Source organism: Streptomyces sp. MH60, assembly GCF_002939385.1.
In the GTDB taxonomy this organism is placed as follows: Bacteria; Actinomycetota; Actinomycetes; order Streptomycetales; family Streptomycetaceae; genus Streptomyces.
Map to the genome: position 1 here is coordinate 1 of NZ_MULI01000036.1, position 14,115 is coordinate 14,115.

At 75.4% G+C, this 14,115-nt stretch carries 11 protein-coding genes and 1 pseudogene; 5 read left to right on the top strand and 7 right to left on the bottom strand.

The window, feature by feature from the left end:
• The 4 genes and pseudogenes from BZZ08_RS21805 to BZZ08_RS21820 all read right to left on the bottom strand — a co-directional run.
• Positions 1-1,701, bottom strand: a pseudogene (locus BZZ08_RS21805) (hypothetical protein); the annotation flags it as partial.
• 58 nt (positions 1,702-1,759) lie between these two features.
• Positions 1,760-2,641 carry a hypothetical protein gene (locus BZZ08_RS21810; protein WP_104633935.1) on the bottom strand — a complete coding sequence of 294 codons (882 nt, stop codon included), beginning with the start codon at positions 2,639-2,641 and terminating at the stop codon, positions 1,760-1,762.
• A gap of 91 nt (positions 2,642-2,732) precedes the next feature.
• Positions 2,733-4,259 (bottom strand): hypothetical protein, encoded by a 1,527-nt coding sequence (locus tag BZZ08_RS21815; RefSeq protein WP_104633936.1) that lies wholly within the window; start codon positions 4,257-4,259, stop codon positions 2,733-2,735.
• A gap of 116 nt (positions 4,260-4,375) precedes the next feature.
• Positions 4,376-5,071 carry a GntR family transcriptional regulator gene (locus BZZ08_RS21820; RefSeq protein ID WP_104633937.1) on the bottom strand — a complete coding sequence of 232 codons (696 nt, stop codon included), beginning with the start codon at positions 5,069-5,071 and terminating at the stop codon, positions 4,376-4,378.
• Between the two features lie 129 nt (positions 5,072-5,200).
• On the opposite strand from BZZ08_RS21820, the gene BZZ08_RS21825 reads away from it, so the two are divergent.
• The 5 genes from BZZ08_RS21825 (at position 5,201) to BZZ08_RS21845 (ending at position 9,663) form a co-directional block, all read left to right on the top strand.
• On the top strand, positions 5,201-6,523 hold the full coding sequence (locus BZZ08_RS21825; RefSeq protein ID WP_104633938.1) for an MFS transporter: 1,323 nt from the start codon (positions 5,201-5,203) through the stop codon (positions 6,521-6,523).
• The gene (locus BZZ08_RS21830; RefSeq protein WP_104633939.1) at positions 6,520-7,353 is read left to right on the top strand and encodes a putative hydro-lyase; all 834 of its coding nucleotides are present in this window, start codon (positions 6,520-6,522) and stop codon (positions 7,351-7,353) included. The genes BZZ08_RS21825 and BZZ08_RS21830 overlap by 4 nt, the downstream gene beginning before the upstream one ends.
• 62 nt (positions 7,354-7,415) lie before the next feature.
• Positions 7,416-8,174: a LamB/YcsF family protein gene (locus BZZ08_RS21835; RefSeq protein WP_104633988.1), complete on the top strand. Its 759-nt coding sequence runs from the start codon at positions 7,416-7,418 to the stop codon at positions 8,172-8,174.
• On the top strand, positions 8,171-8,797 hold the full coding sequence (locus BZZ08_RS21840) for a 5-oxoprolinase subunit B family protein (protein WP_104633940.1): 627 nt from the start codon (positions 8,171-8,173) through the stop codon (positions 8,795-8,797). The genes BZZ08_RS21835 and BZZ08_RS21840 overlap by 4 nt, the downstream gene beginning before the upstream one ends.
• Positions 8,794-9,663: a 5-oxoprolinase subunit C family protein gene (locus BZZ08_RS21845; RefSeq protein WP_104633941.1), complete on the top strand. Its 870-nt coding sequence runs from the start codon at positions 8,794-8,796 to the stop codon at positions 9,661-9,663. The genes BZZ08_RS21840 and BZZ08_RS21845 overlap by 4 nt, the downstream gene beginning before the upstream one ends.
• Before the next feature lie 334 nt (positions 9,664-9,997).
• Here the strand turns inward: BZZ08_RS21845 and BZZ08_RS21850 are convergent, their stop codons facing one another.
• The 3 genes from BZZ08_RS21850 to BZZ08_RS21860 all read right to left on the bottom strand — a co-directional run bounded on the left by BZZ08_RS21850 (position 9,998) and on the right by BZZ08_RS21860 (position 13,831).
• The gene (locus tag BZZ08_RS21850) at positions 9,998-11,155 is read right to left on the bottom strand and encodes a glycosyltransferase (RefSeq protein ID WP_104633942.1); all 1,158 of its coding nucleotides are present in this window, start codon (positions 11,153-11,155) and stop codon (positions 9,998-10,000) included.
• The gene (locus tag BZZ08_RS21855) at positions 11,152-12,279 is read right to left on the bottom strand and encodes a glycosyltransferase family 4 protein (protein ID WP_104633943.1); all 1,128 of its coding nucleotides are present in this window, start codon (positions 12,277-12,279) and stop codon (positions 11,152-11,154) included. Before BZZ08_RS21855 ends, BZZ08_RS21850 begins: the two co-directional genes overlap by 4 nt.
• Before the next feature lie 133 nt (positions 12,280-12,412).
• Positions 12,413-13,831, bottom strand: a complete 1,419-nt coding sequence (locus BZZ08_RS21860; protein ID WP_104633944.1) for a hypothetical protein — start codon at positions 13,829-13,831, stop codon at positions 12,413-12,415.
• Positions 13,832-14,115: the final 284 nt, after the last annotated feature.

Here is a 14,115-nt window from a genome sequence, read left to right on the forward strand (position 1 = left end):
GGCGGCCTCGCGGGCGTGCTCGGTGGCCCGGTGGGCCGCCTCGCGGGCGGTGTCCCAGGCGGCGACGGTCGTCTTCTCGGCGTCGCTGGCCGCGAGGGCGGCGCGGGCCGGGTCGGCGTCGGGGGCGCTGTCGTCCAGCCAGCCGGCGCGGACGGCCTCGGCGGTCTCCTGCTCGACCTCGGTGAGGCGCTGGCGCAGGTGCCCGGCCTCGCTGCGGGCGCGCTGCGCCTCGGTGGCGGCGGTGGTGGAGTCCCGGTGGGCGGTGTCGCTGACCTCCTGGAGGGCGGCGGACCGCCCCTCCTCCTCGTTGGCGTGGTCCTCGGCCTTCGCGGCCGCCGCGTGCAGGGCGCGGACGAGGTCGACGGCGGCCTTGGCACGGGCGGCGAGGGCGGGGGCGGCGTCCCGTTCGGCCTCCTGGATGGCGGCCGAGACGCGGGCGACGCGGTCGGCGGCGGCGCGGTGGCGCAGGACGGCCTCGGCGGCCTGCCAGGCGGAGTGCAGGGTGCGGGCCTCGGCCAGTTCGCGCTTCTGCGCGGCGGCGGACTTCTCGGCTCCGGTCAGGGCCAGGGAGGCGTGCCGGTAGGCGAGTTCGGCGGCGATGAGGTTGCTGCGCTCCCGGGCGGACTCGGCGTGCGTGACGGCGTACGCGGCGGCCGTGACCCGCTGGGCCAGGTCACCCGCCCGGACCCGCTCCTGGGCGCCTCGGGCGGTGAGCCGGCGGGCCAGGTTCCTGGTGCGGCGTTCGGCCGCGGTGTGGATGTCGCGCGCGCGGGTGCGTGCCTCGGCGGCCTCGACGATCCGGCCGAGGAGGTCGACGGACCCGGCGGTGAAGTCGCGTTCGGCGATCAGCTCGGCGCGCCGGCCCAGCTTGTTGCCGAAGCCGCCGACCAGGTCGGCGAGGCCGTCGGTGTCGCGGGTGTCGGTGACGGCCCGCAGCAGCAGGTCGGTGAAGTCCGAGTCCTTCTTGACGGCGAAGAGGCCGGCGGCCTCGCCCTCGTCGGCGTTCATCTCGCGCTGGTAGCGGAAGAGTTCGGGGTCGAGCCCGAGGTCGCCGAGGTGCTCGATCCAGCGGTCGTGGATCTCCTCCCAGTGCACCTCCAGGTGCGGGTAGGCCTTGCCCGCCTCGGTGAGCGCGTCCCGGAAGCCCTTCATGGTGCGCCGCCTGCCCTGCGCTCCGGAGGCGCCCTCGGCGGGCGGGCGTACCGCGGTGGCCTCGGCGACCGGCAGGTTGTCCAGGGTCAGTCCGGGTCCTGGCCGGAAGGAGTACCAGGCCTCGGCGAACTTCCGCGGGTCGCCCGAGACCTGCCGTCCGCGCCACTCGCTGACCTTGCCGACGACGACGCACTCGCCGGTCTGGACGTGCTGCCACTCCAGCGCCACGTGTCCGCAGTCGTCGGCGAGCAGGAACTTGCGCAGCACGCCGGAACTGGCGCCGCCCAGGGTGTTGCGGTGGCCCGGCAGCATCACCGAGAAGATCAGCTTGAGGAGTACGGACTTGCCGCCGCCGTTCTCCAGGAAGAGCACGCCTGCCGGCGCGGGCCGGCGCGGCGGGCCGACGGGCTCCTCCTCGAAGAACTCCGCCTGCGTGGGCGCGGGATCGGGCACGGGCTCGCCCACACCGCGCAGGTCAAGCACGGTGTCGGCGTAGCGCGCACCGGCGGGTCCGATGGAGTAGAGGCGGACCCGGGACAGCTCGTACATGGCGGACTCTCGTAAGTCTTCGGACGTCGGGGACGGTCGGGCGGGGCGGTCGGGCGGGTCAGGAGGAGTGGAAGGGCAGGCCGGCGTCGGCGACCAGCTCCAGGTCGTCCGTCTCCTCGGCGGGCAGCAGCGTCGCGGTGCCGTCGGTGACCGGGACGACGCCCAGGTCGAGCAGCTCGGTCATGGCGGCGCTGCCCGCCATGTCGCGCACCTGGAGCTGGTAGCGGGCCGTCGTGCGGTAGGTGCCGCCATGGTCGTCGCCGGTGCGCTGGAGGAAGCCGGACTCGGTGAGGAACGCGGCGGCCTTGCCGACGATGCCGGTGGTGGAGCCCGGGAGTCTGCGCGCGTCCTTGGTGGCGCCGGTCGCGCTGCGCCTGACCCAGATCCGCCAGGCGGCCTCCAGGCCCGGCGCGTCGGTGGCCGGGTCGGTGTTCTCGCCCTGCTGCTCCGCGCGCTCCTCGAGTCTGCGGCAGGCCTGGCGGACGAACGCGTCCACGCCGTTGACCGTGACGCGGCCGATGTAGCCGTCGTCGGCGAGGTCCTCGGGGCGCGGGTAGGCCATGGCGGCGACGGCGAGGTGGGCCAGGCCGTGCAGGAAGCGGTCGCCGGAGTCGGTGGCGGCACGACGCGCGTAGTCGCCCATGCGGACGGCGAACACGGAGTCCTCGGCGGCGGTCACGGCCATCCCCGCGCGCGGGGACACCTCCAGGACGATCAGCCCGAGGCCGGCCGCCACGGCGTCGGCGAGCCGCGCGAAGGGCGGGTCCTCGCGGTAGCGGCGCAGCAGGTCGGCGTACTCCTGGTCGCGGGCGGGCAGCAGCTTGGGCTGGAGACCGAAGGCGACGAGCCGCGCCGCGTCGGCGGCGTCGGCGGGCGTGACGGCCGCGGTGGTCGGCGCGGCTCCCGCCTCCGGCTCGCTCCGGTCGGCGTGCTCGGTCACGGTCGGTACTCCTCGCTGTGCTGTCGCTCTGTGCTGCGGTGTCGGGTGGGGCGGTGAGTGGGGTGGCGGGGGGCGTGGCGCGGGCCGGTCGTCATGCCGCCTCCGTCCGGTCCGCCGCCATCCCCGCCGCGTCCAGCAGCGCCGTGCCGACGATGAGGTCGGCGCCGCCGAACTCGGGGTCGTCCAGCTCGGTGCCGTCGTCGACGGCGAACAGCAGCTTCGGCTCGCCCTGGCGGTAGGCGGTGCCGACCGGCGGGCTGGCCGCGTGGACGGCGAGCAGGGCGACGAGGTACGGCAGTTCGGCGTCGCGGGCGCGGGCCTCGGCCAACAGCCCGGACAGCCGGCGCGGGGCGTCGTGCGGCAGGTCGAGCAGCTCCATGGCGGCGGCGAGCTGCTCCTCGCTGAACCGGCTGTCGTCCGGGGTGGCGATCAGGTCGGGCTCCGGCATCTCGGCGCCCAGGTGCTCGCGCTCCACCGGCGGGGTGAGGAGTATGTCGACGAGGTCGCCGACCCGGACGGAGACGGGGGTGCGCAGCCCGGTGCCGCGGGCGAAGAAGGCGTCGGTGACGCGGAGCGCCCGCTCCACGGGCAACGGCAGCACGGGGGCGACGAGATGGCCGTACAGGTCGAGGCCGGAGGTGGTCAGGGGGGTGGCGAAGGCCTGCCGGTCCTGTTCGGCGCGGAAGAGCGGGCCGGCCTCCAGGAGGCGGGACTGGAGCTGGGTGTGGCGGCGGATGCAGTCCTTGACGATGTCGACCAGCTCGGCGGCGCGGCGCTTGTGCTCGGCGTCCTCGGTCTCGTCGCGGGCCTTGCGGATGTTGGTGAGGATCGCGTTCTCGTGCCGGTACCGGTCGGCGACGTGGTCCAGGGCCTCGGCGATCATGTCGGGGACGGCGCTGAGCCAGTCCACCGCGCGGACGTTGCGCCGGGTGGCGTCCAGGGCGCGGCGCAGGGTCTCCGAGTACTGGACGGTGCGGTACCGGGCCTGTTCGGCGGCGAGCTGGGCGTCGGCGAGGCGGCCGCGGCTGATCAGCACCTCGAGCTTGACCTCGGCGGCGATCTGGGCGCTGGTGACGTCGGTGTCCAGGGCGCCGACGAGGACGTTGACCGCCTCGTCCGTGGTGCGCAGGTAGACGGTGCCGCCGGGTCCTGGGACCTCTTCGAGCAGCTTGAAGTCGTAGTCCCGCCGGACGTACGTGCCGTCCGGTCCGAAGGTGCCGTACACCGCGCGGAAGCCGCGGTCCACGCTGCCGACGTTGATCAGGTTCTCCAGGACCCAGCGGGCCACCCGCTCGTGCTCGGCGGCGGGGCGGCGCGGGGCCTGGGCGGCGACGCGCGGGATCAGCCTGGCCACTATCTGGTCGTGGTCGGCGCCCGTGTCGAAGTCCATGTTCAGCGTGACGAGGTCGATGGCGGCGAGGGCGACCTCCGCCATGCCGTACACCGAGTACTCGCCGGCGAGGTTGGCCTTGCGCGCGTCGAGGTCGTGCAACGGCGCCGTGCAGGCGAGCGCGCGCAGCCGCCGCGCCAGCCCCTCGTCGGCGGCCGGGCCCGGGGCGGGGCGCGGCCCCGCGCTGAGCTGGGGCGGAACGCTGTCCGTCGATGCAGGCGAAGTCACGGTGCACAGACTAGGTCCTCGGTCTGACATCGGCCCAAACGACGCAGATGGGCCCCGCGGGCACGGTGGCCGGCCGCCGTGCCGCCGAGGCCCGGCGCCTTCCCGGCGGTCCGGCCCTACCCCTCGTCCCCGACCCGCCGCAGGTAGACCTCCACGACGCGCTTCAGCGAGTCCTCCAGGTACACCGCGAGCAGCCGCGCGGCCTTCTCCCGCTCGCCGCCCTCCAGGGTCGCGAGGAGTTCCGCGTTCCGGGCGATGTACGGCTCGTGCAGGCGCCGCGGGTCGTCCACGACGTGGAAGGCCAGGCGCAGTTCGGCGAAGACGCTGCGCATCAGTTCGTCGGTGCGTTCGCTGCCGGCGAGGGCCACCAGTTCCCGGTGGAAGTGGATGTTGGCCGTACCCACCCCTTTCCAGTCACCTTCGCGGGCCGACCGCCGCCCGTCCTCGACGGCCTCGGCGAGCCCGTCCAGCGGGTACGGCGGCTCGCCGAGGCCGCGGACGACGGCGCACTCGACGAGGGAGCGGGTGCGGTAGATGTCCTCGACGTCCTCGACGGTGAGGACCCGGACGAAGACGCCCCGGTTCAGTTCGTGGACGAGCAGGCGTTCGTGCGTGAGCAGGCGGAACGACTCGCGCAGGGTGTTGCGGGAGACCCCGAGGGCGCCGCCGATGCTGTCCTCGGACAACCGGGTCCCGGGTGGGAAGTAGCCCTCGGCGATCCGGCTCCTGAGGATGTCCGAGACCCGCTCGGCGGTGCTGGTCCGCCCGAGGAGGGCGCGATCGTCGGCCAGTCCCGTCAACTGCTCTGCCATGCCCGGAATTCAATCGCAGATACCAGAACGAAACAACAGGGGTATTGAGGGATCGTTGAACGATCCCCTACGGTGCCCTCACGTTCCCGCTCGATCCGCACTCTCCGTCCTCCCCCTGCGAGGTGCACCATGAGCACACCCCCTCCCCCACCGGCCCTCCCCGCCGACACCCGTCCGTCCGGTGCGGCCGAACACGCCTCGGAAGACGGCCCGTTCGGCTGGCTGCGCGCCCTCGGCCCGCGGGGCCGCCGCGCCTTCGGCGGCGCGTTCGGCGGCTACGCCCTCGACTCGTACGACTACTTCACGCTGCCGCTGACCATGGTCGCGCTGGCCGCGTACTTCGGGCTGGACAGCGGTCAGACCGGCCTGCTCACGACGGTCACCCTGGTCGTCTCCGCGATCGGCGGCGCGCTCGCGGGTGTGCTGGCGGACCGCGTCGGCCGGGTCAGGGCACTGCTGCTCACCGTGATCACCTACGCCGTCTTCACGGTGGCCTGCGGCTTCGCGCCCGACTACGAGACGCTGCTCGTCTTCCGCGCCCTCCAGGGGCTCGGCTTCGGCGGCGAGTGGGCGGTCGGCGCGATCCTGGTCGCCGAGTACGCGAGCCCCCGGCACCGCGGGCGCACGCTCGGCGCGATCCAGAGCTCGTGGGCCGTGGGCTGGGCCCTCGCGGTGATCGTGTACACGCTGGTGTTCTCGCTGGCCGGTGACGACCTGGCCTGGCGTGTCATGTTCTGGACGGGCGCACTCCCGGCGCTGCTCGTGGTGTGGGTGCGGCGCAGCGTCCACGACGCGCCACAAGCCGCCGAGGTCCGGGAGAAGGGCGCCGGCAAGGGTTCGTTCGCGGCGATCTTCAGGCCGGGCACGGCGGACTCACCGGGGCTGCTGCGCGTCACGCTCTTCGCGAGCCTGCTCTCCACCGGGGTCCAGGGCGGCTACTACACCCTCGCCACCTGGGTGCCGACGTATCTGAAGGACGAGCGCGGCCTGTCGGTCGTCGGCACCGGCGGATACCTGACCTTCCTCATCTCGGGCGCCTTCCTGGGCTACCTGACCGGCGGCGTGCTCACCGACGTGCTGGGCCGCAGGCGCAACATCTGGCTCTTCGCGCTGCTGTCGGCGCTCTGCATCCTGGCGTACGCGAACATCCCCAGCGGCGCCGACACCCTGCTCCTGGTGCTGGGCTTCCCGCTCGGCTTCTGCATGTCGGCCATCTTCAGCGGCTTCGGTTCGTACCTGAGCGAGCTGTACCCGACGGCGGTGCGGGGCGCGGGCCAGGGCTTCACGTACAACACCGGACGCGCCGTGGGCGCCGTCTTCCCCACCACGGTCGGCTTCCTCGCCGACAGCTGGGGCGTGGGCGGCGCGCTGGTCTTCGGCGCCATCGGCTACGGCATCGCGGCGCTGGCCCTGCTGGGGCTGCCGGAGACCCGCGGAAAGGAACTGGCATGAACCACCCGCACCCCGCGACCGGGGACCGCCCGCTCGCCCTGGTCGACGAGCACGCGCACGCGTGGAGCCCGAAAACGGCCCGCGCCCGCTTCCGGACGGGGCTGACCGGCCCCACGGCCGGGGTCGCCGCCGGCCACACCCAGGCCAACCTGGTCTCGGTGCCCGCCGACTGGGCGTACGACATGCTGCTGTTCTGCACCCGCAACCCGCAGCCGTGCCCGGTGCTGGACGTGACGGACGCCGGGTCCTGGACGACCGTGCTCGCCGACGGCGCGGACCTGCGCACCGATCTGCCGCGCTACCGGGTGTGGCGGGACGGCGAGCTGGTGGAGGAGCCGACGGACGTGCTGGAGCAGTGGCGGGACGACCTGGTGACGTTCCTGATCGGATGCAGCTTCACCTTCGAGTGGGCGCTGGCCTCGGCGGGCGTCCCGATCCGCCACGTCGAGCAGGGCCGCAACGTCCCCATGTACGTCACCTCCCGCCGGTGCCGTCCGGCCGGGCGGCTGCGCGGGCCGATGGTGGTGTCGATGCGCCCGGTGCCGCCCGCGCACCTGTCGGCGGCGATCCACGAGAGCAGTCTGCTCCCGGCGGTGCACGGCAGCCCGGTGCACTGCGGCGACCCGTCGGCGCTGGGCATCGACGATCTGGACCGGCCCGACTTCGGCGACGCGGTGGACCGCGAACCGGACGACATCCCGGTGTTCTGGGCCTGCGGCGTGACCCCGCAGGCGGCGGTCATGGCCTCACGGCCGCCCTTCGCGCTCACCCACGCGCCGGGGCAGATGTTCCTCACCGACGCCCGTGACGAGCAGTACCGCGTGGCGTGATCCGGATGCCGCGACAGGACTCCTGGGCCGCCCGCGGCCACGGCACCGGGGACACTGGAGAGATGACCTCGATGGACCTGAACGCGGACCTCGGCGAGGGCTTCGGCCGTTGGGCGCTGACCGACGACGAGGGTTTGCTGTCCGTCGTCACCAGCGCCAACGTCGCCTGCGGCTTCCACGCCGGGGACCCGGCCACCATGCGCCGGGTCTGCGAGCTGGCGGCGGAGCGGGGCGTGGCGATCGGCGCCCAGGTCTCCTACCGGGACCTGGCGGGTTTCGGGCGGCGCGCGATGGACGTGCCGTCCGCCGAACTGGCGGCCGAGGTGGCCTACCAGATCGGCGCCCTGGAGGTCTTCGCCCGGGCGGCGGGCACGCGCGTGGCGTACGTCAAACCGCACGGCGCCCTCTACAACCGGGTGGTCGGGGACGAGGAGCAGGCCGCCGCGGTCGTCGACGGGGTGCTCCTGGCGGGCGGCGCCCTGCCCGTCCTCGGGCTGCCCGGCTCGCGGGTGCTGGAGCGGGCCGGGCGGGCGGGGCTGCCGGTCGTCCCGGAGGCGTTCGCGGACCGGGCCTACACGGACGGGGGCACGCTCGTGCCGCGCGGACAGGAGGGCGCCGTGATCACCGACCCGGACGCCGTCGTGGAACGCGCGGTGCGGCTGGCCCGCGCCGGCACGGTCACCGCCCGCTCGGGGGCGACGGTCGAGGTCCGGGCGCGTTCCCTGTGCGTGCACGGCGACACGCCCGGGGCGGTGGAACTGGCGCGCCGGATCCGGGAGCGGCTGGCGGCGTCCGGTGTCCGGATGGAGCCCTTCTCGTGAACGTCCTGCCGGTCGGCGACCACGCCCTGCTCGTCGAGGTGTCCTCGGGCGAGGAGGCCGAGGCGTGGCACGCGGAGCTGTCGCGGCGCCGCGCGGAGGGCACGCTCGCGGCCCGGGAGATCGTCCCGGCGGCGCGCACCGTCCTCCTCGACGGCCTCGCCGACCCGGTCGGGCTCGCGTCCGAACTGACGGCCGCCCAGGTGCCGCCGGCTCCCCCGCGCGCGGGGCACGTCGTCGAGATCCCGGTCCGCTACGACGGCCCGGACCTGGCCGACGTGGCCGCGCACTGGGGCGTCGCGGCGCAGGAGGCGGCGCGCATCCACGCGGGCACCGAGTTCCGGGTCGCCTTCTGCGGGTTCGCGCCGGGCTTCGGCTACCTGACCGGCCTCCCGGCACGCTACGACGTGCCGCGCCGGGACACCCCGCGCACCGCCGTCCCGGCCGGTTCGGTGGCGCTGGCGGGGCCGTACACGGGCGTGTACCCGCGCTCGTCGCCGGGCGGCTGGCAGTTGATCGGCTCCACGGACGCCGTGCTGTGGGACCACAGGCGCGCGCCGGCGGCACTGCTGTCGCCCGGCACGCGCGTGCGGTTCGTCCTCCGCCGACATCAGGGGGACGTATGACGGACCGTGCGCTCGCGGTCGTCCGCGCCGGGGCCCTGACCACCGTGCAGGACCGGGGCCGGCCGGGCCACGCCCACCTCGGCGTCCCGCGTTCCGGGGCGCTCGACGCTCCCGCGGCGGCGCTGGTCAACCGGCTGGTGGGCAATCCGCCCGGGGCCGCGGTCCTGGAGACCACGCTCACCGGCTGTGCCCTGCGCCCGCGGTGCGCGGTCACGGTGGCGGTCGGCGGCGCCCCCTGCCCGGTGACGGCGGACGGGCGGCCGGTGTCCTGGGGCGCTCCGGTCGCGGTGCCGGCCGGAGCGCTGCTGGACATCGGGGCGGCGGACTCCGGGGTGCGCTCGTACGTGGCCGTCTCCGGCGGCGTCCTCGTCGAGCCGGTCCTCGGCAGCCGCTCCACCGACCTGCTGTCCGGCCTCGGCCCGCCGCCCCTCGCGGACGGCACGGTGCTTGCCCTGGGCCGGCCGGGCGGGCCGTACGCGCGCGTGGACGTCGCTCCGCAGCCGGCGCCCCCGGCGGAGCTGGTCCTGCGGGTGAGGCCGGGTCCGCGCGCCGACTGGTTCACGCCGGAGGCGGTACGGGCGTTCACCTCGCAGCCGTACCGGGTGTCGTCCGCGAGCAACCGCATCGGGCTGCGCGTGGACGGACCCGCGCTGGAACGCGCCCGTCCGGGCGAACTCCCCAGCGAGGGCACGGTGCTGGGCGCGGTGCAGGTGCCGCCCGACGGCCGGCCGGTGGTGTTCCTCGCCGACCACCCGACGACCGGCGGCTACCCGGTGATCGGCGTCGTGCGCACCGCCGACCTCCCGGCGGCGGCCCAGGCGGTCCCGGGCACACCGGTGCGTTTCCCGACGCTGCACGGACACTGACCCCGCCCGTCGGGGGGACACGGCCGGGGCCGTCCTGGGCGCGGGCGCATGAACCTCCTCGCCCGCACGCCGTCGGCGGCGCAGCGGATCCGGCCGCGCAGTGAGCACGAGTGCGTCGCAGGCGGGCCGCCGCCGGCGGGCCCACCGCCGCACGCGGCGCGGGGAGCGCGGCATTTCGTTCGGCGGGTGGCGGGGCAGCGGGTCGGGTCCAGCGCCCCGCGCAGGGCCCGGCAGCAGGCAGCACCGTGCGCGGGGCCGACGGCGGGGCGCGCAGCGGATCCGGGCTCGGCGACTGTGTCCCACCGGGGTTGCCGGGCCGTGGAGCGGAGGCGGTTCACGGCACGGCCTCCGGCAGCGCGGGGCGCGCCGGGTGGGTCGCGTCGTGTGCGGCCAGGAACGCCTCGACGGCCGTGTTCCAGCCGAAGCGCTCCGCACGCGCGCGTGCCGCCGCCCGCCGGTCCGTCTCGCGGCGTGCCAGGAGCAGTTCCACGGCGTCCGCGAAGGCGTCCCCGTGATCGGCGGCGACGGCTCCGGCCGCACCGATCACCTCGGGCAGCGCCGAGGACGCGCTCGCCACCACGGGCGTGCCGCACGCCATCGCCTCCAGCGCGGCGAGCCCGAAGGTCTCGGCCGGTCCGGGCGCCAGACACACGTCGGCGGACGCCTGGAGGGCGCCGAGCAGCCGGGAGTCGGCGACGTGGCCGAGGAAGGTCACCGGCAGCCCCCGGGCCCGCGCCCGCTGTTCGAGCCGCGGGCGCAGCGGCCCGTCCCCGGCCACCACCAGCACCGCCCGCCCACCGCGCCGCCGCAGCTCCGCCAGCGCGTCGAGCGCGGTGCCGGGCCGCTTCTCCACGGACAGCCGCGAGCACATCACCAGCAGCGTCTCGTCCCCGCGCGCGTACCGGGCCCGCAGCCCCGGGGCGCCCAGCCCGGGGTGCCGTCCGGTGAGGTCGACTCCGAGCGGGGCCCGGACGACGTTGCGGGCCCCGATGCGGACGAACTCCCGCTCGGCGAACTCCGTGGTGCACACCACGCGCGCGTAGGCGTGCGCGGTACGGACGTTGAGGGCGTCGGCGGTGCGCCGGGCAGCGCCTTCGGGCAGGCCCCAGGTGCGCAGCACACCGTCGGTGGTCTCGTGGGAGACCATCACGGCGGGGACCCTGGCCCGCCGGGCCCACCTGCCGGTCCACCGCAGGGTGGTGCGGTCGGACACCTCCAGGCGGTCGGGAGCCAGCTCCTCCAGCAGGGCGGCCACGCGCCGCCGGTCGGTCAGGACGCGGTAGCCGCCGGTACCCGGCAGCAGGGGCCCCGGGAGCGTGATCACCCGGCCCTGTCCGGTCTCCCGGTCGTCGGCGTGCCGGCCGGGGACGACGAGTACGGGGTCGTGCCCCGCGGCGCGGTATCCGCGGCCCAGTTCGCGCAGCGCGGTGCGCAGTCCGCCGGACGCCGGGGCGACGAAGTTGGCGAGCCGGACGATCCGCAGCGCGCTCATGCCGCCAGCACCGCCTTCCGGGAGGCGAGCACGTCCATGTAGTGCCCGATCAGCCGATCGCCGACGGCCTCCCAGGTGCGCCCCTCCACGTCGGCCCTCCCGGCCGCGCCGTAGGCGCCCCGCAGCCGGGGGTCCGCGGACAGGGACCACACGGCGTCCCGTACGGCGGCGGCGTCGCGGGGCGGCACGAGCAGCCCGGTGCGCCCGTGGGCCACGAGGTCCAGCGGTCCGCCCGCCGCGGGCGCGACGACGGGCACACCGCTCGCCATGGCCTCCTGCACGGTCTGGCAGAACGTCTCGAAGGGGCCGGTGTGCACGAAGACGTCCAGTGAGGCGAAGGCCCGGGCGAGTTCGTCACCGGTGCGGCGGCCGAGGAAGACGGCGCCCGGCAGCGCCCGCTCCAGACCGGGGCGGCTGGGTCCGTCGCCGACGACCACGACGCGCACGCCGTCCAGGGCGCAGGTGCCGGACAGCAGCTCGACCTGCTTCTCGGGGGCGAGGCGGCCGACGTAGCCGACGATCAGCTCGCCGTTGGGGGCGAGTGCGCGGCGCAGCGTCTCGTCCCGCCGGCCGGGCCGGAAGCGCACGGTGTCCACTCCGCGCGGCCACAGCCCGACCCGGGGCACACCGTGCGCCTCCAGGTCGCGCAGTGCCGCGCTGGACGGGGCGAGGGTGAGGTCGGCGGCCGCGTGCACGGAGCGGATGCGCCGCCAGGCGGCCGCCTCGCCCGCCCCCATGTACGTACGGGCGTAGCCGGCGAGGTCGGTCTGGTAGACGGCCACGGCGGGGACGCCGAGCCGGGCGGCGGCGGCCATGCCCCGGACGCCGAGGACGAAGGGTCCCGCCAGGTGGACGAGGTCGGCGCGGTGCTCGGCGATCGCGGCGGCGACGCGCCGGCTGGGCAGGGCGACGCGGACCTGTGGGTAGCCGGGGAGCGGGAGGGAGGGGGTCCGGACGACGCGGCACGGAGCGTACGCGTCCGCCTCGTCGGCGGCGGAAGCGGCCGGCGCGACGACGACGCAGTCGTGACCGCGGCCCACGAGGTGCCGGACGGTCTGGAGCGCGCAGTGGGCGACGCCGTTGACATCGGGGGGAAAGGATTCGGTCACGATGACGACACGCATACCGGTGTTGTCGCCGGACTGGACGTGCTCGCGTCAACGTCGATCTTTCCGGCCGAGGAACGTCCCGTGAGCGTTGCCCCCCGCGCGGCCGGGTGCCGGTGCGGCACACGGCCGCGCCGGCACCCCCTGGCGCTCACACGGCGGGCGCGTCCGGTCCGAAGCGGCTGCGTACCGCCGTCTGGACCTCGTCCTCCTCGGCCGGGTCGGCGGCGAGCCTGCGCAGCCGTTCGACGACACGGTTGTCGCCGGTCTCGGCATGGCGTGCGGCGAGTTCGCGGGTGGTCTCCTCGCAGTCCCACAGGCACTCGATGGCGAAGCCCGCCGCGAAGGACGGGTCGGTGCCGGCCAGCGCGCGGGCGGCCCGGCCACGCAGGTGGGAGGAGGCGGTTTCGCGGTAGATGTGGCGCAGTACGGGCGCGGCGCAGGTGATGCCGAGCCGTCCGGTGCCGTCGACGAGGGTCCACAGGGTCGGCGCGTCGGGGCCGTCGCCGCGTACCGCCTCCCGCAGCGCCGCGAGGACGAGATCGCGGTCCTGGGCGGCGCCCCGGCAGGCGAGCACCCGTCCGGCGGCGGCCCCCAGCGCGTCGGGCCGGTGCACCCAGCCGCGGGCCCGGTCGACGGCGGCGAGGCTGCGCATGCGCTCGTACGCGGCGACGGCGGCCTCCACGACCGGTGTCGAGCCGGTGGCCACGGCGCCCTCGACCAGGTCGAGGACGTCCGGATCATTGCTGTCGGCGAGATAGCGCAGGGCGGTGCAGCGGGCGCCCTCGGTGCCCGACCGCGCGGCCTCGACGATCTCGGGCCGGTCCTCGGGCCCGGCGACGGCCGTCAGGCAGCGCGCGGCCGGCGCGTGGAGCGGGGTGCCGCGCTCGACGCCCTGCTCGGCCCACTCGAACACGGCTCGCACGCTCCAGCCGGGACGCGGTCCGGTGGAGTTCATCTGGCGCTGCCAGCGGTCGAAGCAGCCCGCCTCCTGGGCGGCCCGCACGCGCGTGGCGATCGATTCGCGGGGGTCGTCGGCCCACAGGCGCCAGGGCCGGGGTTCGAAGGCGTCCCGCACCGCGGCGGCCAGCTCGGCCTCGCCCTCGGCGTCGCGCGGGAAGCGGGCCAGGATGGGTGCGGCGAGGGAGCGCAGCCCCGCGTCGTCGTCGCGCAGCGCCAGCTCGTCCAGGGCCCACGCCCAGTTGACGCCGTGCGCGGCGTACCGGCGCAGCAGCTGGAGCGCGTCCAGCCTGCCGTAGGAGGCGAGGTGGCCGAGGACCGCGAGGGCCAGCCCGGTGCGCGACTCGTCGGCGTCCAGGACGTCCTCGGGGTCGAAGAGGTGGGCCTCGATCGCGTCCAGCTCGCCGTTCAGGTCGAGGTAGAGGCGGGCGTAGTAGAGGGAGCGGTTCTCGACCTGCCAGTCGTGGCGGGGGTCGTGGAGCACACAGTGGTTCAGCGCCGCGAGCGCTTCGGCGCGCGGAGCGGTGAGCGCGTGCAGCGTGCCGTCGCCGCGACCCCGCTGAAGCAGGCCGAGCAGCGTACCGCTGGGCGCTATGACCGGATCGAACATGGGAAACAGCCTCACATCAAGCGTCGACGCAACCGGGGAGCACGCGTTACCTGGCCGTGCGCCAACACGTCGGAGCGCCCGCCGTCTCTTGCTTGCTGAAGACCATGTTCCTCTGCCTCTCGTCGGTGGCCCTTGCGAGCCGTGTCACGGCCCGCGCGGTGCGGCAACACCTGCCCAGCCATCACGTCCGTGAACCACGTCGTCATGATGGCCCGGCGGTCACAGCTGCCGCGACCGAAATTTCGGCGGCCCTGTACCGCCTCCCCCGTTTCCAGCGTTTTCCC